Source organism: Protofrankia sp. Cr1, assembly GCF_963555865.1.
GTDB lineage: Bacteria > Actinomycetota > Actinomycetes > Frankiales > Frankiaceae > Protofrankia.
The window spans coordinates 1-5453 of sequence record NZ_CAUVXO010000349.1 but is presented as its reverse complement, the minus strand read 5'-3'; the positions used below and the strand labels follow the sequence as shown (position 1 = coordinate 5453).

Genomic DNA, 5453 nt, shown 5'->3' with positions numbered 1-5453 from the left:
AAAGGTGTACCCGGCCCATCATCATCCAGACTTATCGGATGAGTCACCACCAACACGAACAAGACGTCCTCTAAGAGGGAATTTTATCTACATTGATGGCGGTTCGCTGGATTCGCTCCTCGGCATGCCGAAGCGGTTCTCGGCGGGTGTGATCGGATTCGCAGGCTTTCGTGCCGGGTGGGACGGGCTGTGCATCGCCGTGTCCGTCCCGGAGAATCCCGTTTCATCTAGCAATGTATTACGCCATCCCCATCGCCGATAGCGGATCGTCATGAACATGGCCGAGCAAGGATCGTACCTCGGAGATTTGTCCGATACACGGTGAAAGACCGGTCGGAAATTCGGGATCAAACATCCTCTAAACGCCATTGCACCGACAACACGTTGGGAATCACTCAATGTCATGAATTGTTGCTCGGAAAGGCTCAGTCGTGACACGAAGTCACCGCTGTGGCGACGGAAGCGAAGGGTAGCGCGTGAGGACGGCCCGGCGGTGCGGTGTTCTGATCATCACGCGGCTGCTTTCGGTATGTGAACACGACGGTCCGGTTTCTGCCGGCGGCCGGTTATCGGGAGCCGATCGGCGGACGATAGGTGGCCCATACGCTGGTGTTGGTAGGCATAGCCATCATGAAGAACCAGGAGACCCGTGGGAATGACATGGATGACACCGTTTCCGCCGCGCGGTGGCGGCGGCGGTCCCTGCTTGGCGCGCTCGTAACCGCGCCGGTGGCCGCCGGAGGGGTGCTGGCCGCCTGCGGCAACAGCCCCGGCACCGCCCACGCCGCTGGCACCGCCCCGGCCACGCCCGAGACGTCCGGGCGTGATCAGATCCCGCCGGACACCCTGCCCGGCGGGGGCTACGACCGGTACGTCGCGAAGCTGGCCGCGCAGGGCAAGTTCTCCGGCGTGGTGCTGCTGTCGCACCGGGGCCGGACCGTGCTGTCGCGCAGCTACGGTATGGCCGACCAGGAGAAGGGGATCCGCAACCACGAGGGCGTCGCGTTCAGCCTCAGCTCGGCGGGCAAGCCGTTCGGCGCGGTGGCCATCCTGCAGTTGGTGCAGGCAGGCAAGGTGCAGCTCACGGACACGGTGGGCACCCACCTGACGGGCTTCGCCAAGGAGATCGCCGACCAGGTGACCATCCACCACATGCTCTGCGGCACCTCCGGGCTGAACAGCCCGGAGGAGGACCCGCATCGCGTCTTCACCAGCCGGGAGGAGGCGCACGAGTACTACGAGCAGTTGGCCCGGCAGGCGAAGCGGGTGGCCGCGCCGGGCACTGGCGACGACGGCCACGCCGGCGCCGACATCACCATCCCCGCGCTGATCGTGGAGGCCGTGACCGGCACGACATACTGGGACTATGTGCAGGAACACATCTTCGGGCGGGCCGGCATGACCGGCACGGGGTTCTACACCAGGCCGCAGTGGCTGACCGACGAGCACATCGCGCACCCGTACATGCTGCTGGCCGACGGCGGCCAAGTGGACGCGGTCCGCAATCTAGACAAGAGCACCCCGAACCCGGAGGAGCCGGGCAAGAACCCCGGCCGCGGATTCATCGACGCCCCCGGGGACGGCGGCTTCGCGACCGCGCCAGATCTGGTCCGGTTCGCGCACGCGCTGCGCGACGGCACGCTGCTGGGCCGGCCCTACGCCGATGTGCTCACCGGGGCCAAGGTTCCCCATGCGCAGGCCCGCAACGGCCAGGCACCTCCTACCCGCGTGTCGTTCGGGGCGTACCACATGCCGGTCTCGATCACCAACGGCCAGTGGGTGTTCGGGCGCGCCGGCGCCGGCCCCGGCCTAGCCGCCAGCTGGAACATCTACCCGGACACCGACTGGGTCGGCGTCCTCCTCAGCAACTACGACGACCTGCCGCTGCAGGAGATCACCCAGCAGGAGGTACAGGCCGTCACCGGCCAGCACTGACACGCGGCCACGGCCTGGCCGACCCGGAGAAAAAGGGATCTCCTGACGTTCTCGCCGGAGCCGGGCCTGAGCGGAGGTCGGACCATACCCGGCCGATATGCGGTGCCAGGGACACTGGGCGGATGCGGGTGTTGCTGGTTGAGGACGAGCAGCCGCTGGCCTCCTATATCGCGGCCGGGCTGCGCAAGCACGGCTGCGTCGTGGACGTGGCCCACGACGGTCAGCGGGCCCTCGACAAATGCGACGTCACTCCGTACGACGTGGTGGTCCTGGACCGGGACCTTCCGGTGGTGCACGGCGACACCGTGTGCCGGCGGCTGGCGCAGCGCGGCGCCGCCCGGGTGTTGATGCTCACCGCGTCCGGTGCCGTGTCGGACCGGGTGGACGGGCTGGCCCTGGGCGCCGACGACTACCTGGGCAAGCCGTTCGCGTTCTCCGAGCTGGTCGCCCGGGTACGGGCGCTGGCCCGGCGCAGCACCCCGGCCAGCCCGCCGGTGCTGCGCGCCCGGGACGTCGAACTCGATCCGTCGCGGCGGACCGCCGAACGGGGTGGCCGGCTGCTGTCGCTGACCCCGAAGGAGCTCGGGGTACTGGAACGCCTGCTCGCCGCCGACGGTGCCGTGGTGAGCGCCGAAACGCTGCTGGACAAGGTGTGGGACGAGCACGCCGACCCGTTCACCAACGCCGTGCGGATCACCGTCAGCACCCTGCGCCGTAAGCTCGGTGATCCACCGCTGATCGAAACGGTGACCGGCGCCGGGTACCGGATCGCCCCATGACCCGGGGCCTGACCGCCCGCGGCCGGCTCACCCTGGTGTACACCGCCCTGGTGCTGGCCGCCGGGTTCCTGCTCCTGGCGCTGACGTACTACCTGCTGCTGCAGAGCAGCCTGCGGCTGCCTTCCACGGCGTCAGACCCCCACATCGGTGTGCGGCTGCGCGGGGAGGCAATTTCCGCGCTGCTGGCCCGGGCCGCGTTGGCGCTGCTGGTGGTGACCGCCCTGGCCGGGCTGACCGGCTGGCTGGTGGCCGGGCGGATACTGCGGCCGATCCGGACGATCTCCGGTACGGCGAACCGGCTGTCCGCCGAGAACCTGTCCGACCGGGTACCCGTGGGTCGGCCCGGCGACGAGATCGCCACGTTGGCCACCATTATCAACAGCATGCTGGACCGCATCCAGCACGGCATTGCCGAACGCGACCAGGTCCTGGACAGCCAGCGCCTGTTCGTCGCCAACGCCGCGCACGAACTACGCACCCCGCTCACCACCATGCGCACTGCCATCGACGTCACCCTCGACGGCGAACCCGACCGGGCCGAACTCGTCGCGATGGCCGGCGACATTGCCGCCGCCGTCGAATCCAGCCAGCGGACCCTGGACGGGCTCCTGGTTCTGGCCCGCAGCCAGGCCGGCCCGCCCCGCCGGACGCCCGTGGACCTAGCCGCGGTCGCCGCAGCCGCGGTCGCCGCCGCCGACCGGGCGGCGAACGGGGCCGTCACCTTCCACACCGACCTACGACCGGCGCCGGCCAACGGCGAGCTGGTGCTGCTGGAACGGATGGCCGGTAACCTGGTCGAGAACGCGCTGCGCTACAACCACACCGGCGGAAACGTCACGGTGACCTCCGGCACCGCGGACGGGCGCGCGTTCCTGCGGGTGGTCAACACCGGCCGGCCAGTCACACCGGACGAGGAACGACGGCTGTTCGAGCCGTTCGTCCGAGGCGCCGTCGACGGCACCCGTGGGGCCGGCCTCGGCCTCTCCATCGTCCGGGCGGTCGTCGACGCGCACGACGGAGAGATCTCCAGCACGGCCCGGCCGACCGGCGGCATGGACATCGCCGTACACCTACCGCCGGCCCGTCCGGTCACCACCGACGCATGACCGACGCTGATCGCGGTACTTCCTTGCCGATGAAAGCTCGCTTATGCCGGGAGGCGCATGGGTTGGATCGTGTGATCGACGTGCAGATCAATCGCTCTTAGTAGTTTTCGAGTTGGCGCGTCCCGGTGGAGGACTTTGGCGATGTAAGCGATTTTCGATCTTGAGAGCGGCGCCGATTGTTGGGTGGTGTCGCCGCACCGGCGGGCGTCGGGCGGTGCGGCGCTGGCCGAGTAGGTTCGGGGTGTCGACGGGCCGAGTGCCGGCGACCGTCGTGCGCCGCCACGCGTGGGGGTGACGTCCGTGCAGGCCAGCGGCCTTCATCAGCCGCCCGACGCGCTTGTGGGCGACGCGCACGTTCTTGCTTCGATTCGACGACGGCACGCGACGGCCCAACCGACCACGCCCGCATGTTCGACGCGGGCGCCGAGGCGAACGGGTCGAATGGGCTCGCCGCGTGGCCGAGATCGAGGAGAAGCACGGCACCCGGGTCGAGATTCGGTCGGTCCGGCTGCAGCTGTTTGAGGTGCCTGCCCTGGAACTACCGCTTGACGTGCGGCGCGGCCCGGGGCCGGCACCCGTTGCTCGCGTATCGGATTGTCCACGCGAGTGCCTTCGGGAGCGTGCGGTGTGCGTACTGCGGCGACCAAGCCATACTGGTCGCGGCGAAGGAGCCGCTCGGGTGCCGCGTCTGCCTGCCGACCTGGGCGGTGGTCCCCGCTGGCCGGTGATCCGTGAGGCGTCGACCGAGCCGCCTTGTCAGCCCCGAACCGTCAGACCAGTCCCGTGTGGCGGCGCCTCGGTCGCGGTGCGGGGATAGGAGTGGAGGACCGATGGTGCCTTTGACCGGTCGATGGCGCATCGTGGAGATGGACCTGTGGGACCGCGACGCCATCGATCTCGTCGAACCCGGTTTCGTCGAGTTCGTCGACGACGGCACCGGTCAGTTCGGCTTCGTCGTCGTCCGTGGCTGGATGGACTGGCGGAGCACCGAACGCGACGGGCGCACCGCAGTCGAGTTCAGCTGGGACGGCGACGATGAGGGCGACGCGGTCAGTGGGCGCGGCTGGGCCACGCTGGTCGACGACGCAAACCTCGAGGGGCACGTGTTCTTCCATATGGGAGACGACTCGGGTTTCAGGGCGGAGCCCGTGCCCCGTGACGAACGGCGAGACGGACGATAGCGAATACCGGTACCACGGGTTTCTCCCCATCGACCGGCCGTTGGATGATCGTCAGCAGGCCGAGGTGCGTTCACCGTCTACCCGGGAGGATCACGGCCCACCCGTTTCCGTCGGCGAGTACCACCTGGACCGCCGGCGAGAGTCTCTTGTGCTCGACGGGCATTCCCCACCCATCGCGCGGGAGGGTGGCCGATCTTCTCGATGCCGCAGCATGTCGTCGGGCCGGCCGTGAGCGTTAGGCGACCGTCACATGCCGCCAGCCGCCTCGCGAAATGAGGACTCGTGGCGAACGCCACCAGTGAGCCTTTCCGCGCAACGATCGGTTGCTCTGCGTGAGCATCGCAGGCCGTAGTCGGCGGGGGCGGTCCGAGGGGGCGGTGCAAGGAGAAACGCGGGACCCCGGTAGAAGTCTGCTCCGACCAAGGATCAGCTTCAGGGCGGGTCCCGCGCGT

Annotated in this window: 4 protein-coding genes; all 4 read left to right on the top strand. The window is 68.8% G+C overall.

Going from position 1 to position 5453, the window contains the following annotated elements; genetic code table 11:
* The first annotated feature begins 594 nt into the window (after window positions 1-594).
* On the top strand, window positions 595-1935 hold the full coding sequence (locus U9980_RS20960; protein ID WP_322769484.1) for a serine hydrolase domain-containing protein: 1341 nt from the start codon (window positions 595-597) through the stop codon (window positions 1933-1935).
* Between the two features lie 122 nt (window positions 1936-2057).
* The gene (locus tag U9980_RS20955) at window positions 2058-2714 is read left to right on the top strand and encodes a response regulator transcription factor (protein ID WP_322769483.1); all 657 of its coding nucleotides are present in this window, start codon (window positions 2058-2060) and stop codon (window positions 2712-2714) included.
* The gene (locus U9980_RS20950) at window positions 2711-3820 is read left to right on the top strand and encodes a HAMP domain-containing sensor histidine kinase (RefSeq protein ID WP_322769482.1); all 1110 of its coding nucleotides are present in this window, start codon (window positions 2711-2713) and stop codon (window positions 3818-3820) included. The genes U9980_RS20955 and U9980_RS20950 overlap by 4 nt, the downstream gene beginning before the upstream one ends.
* A gap of 830 nt (window positions 3821-4650) precedes the next feature.
* On the top strand, window positions 4651-5001 hold the full coding sequence (locus U9980_RS20945) for a hypothetical protein (protein ID WP_322769481.1): 351 nt from the start codon (window positions 4651-4653) through the stop codon (window positions 4999-5001).
* The last annotated feature ends 452 nt before the right edge of the window (window positions 5002-5453 follow it).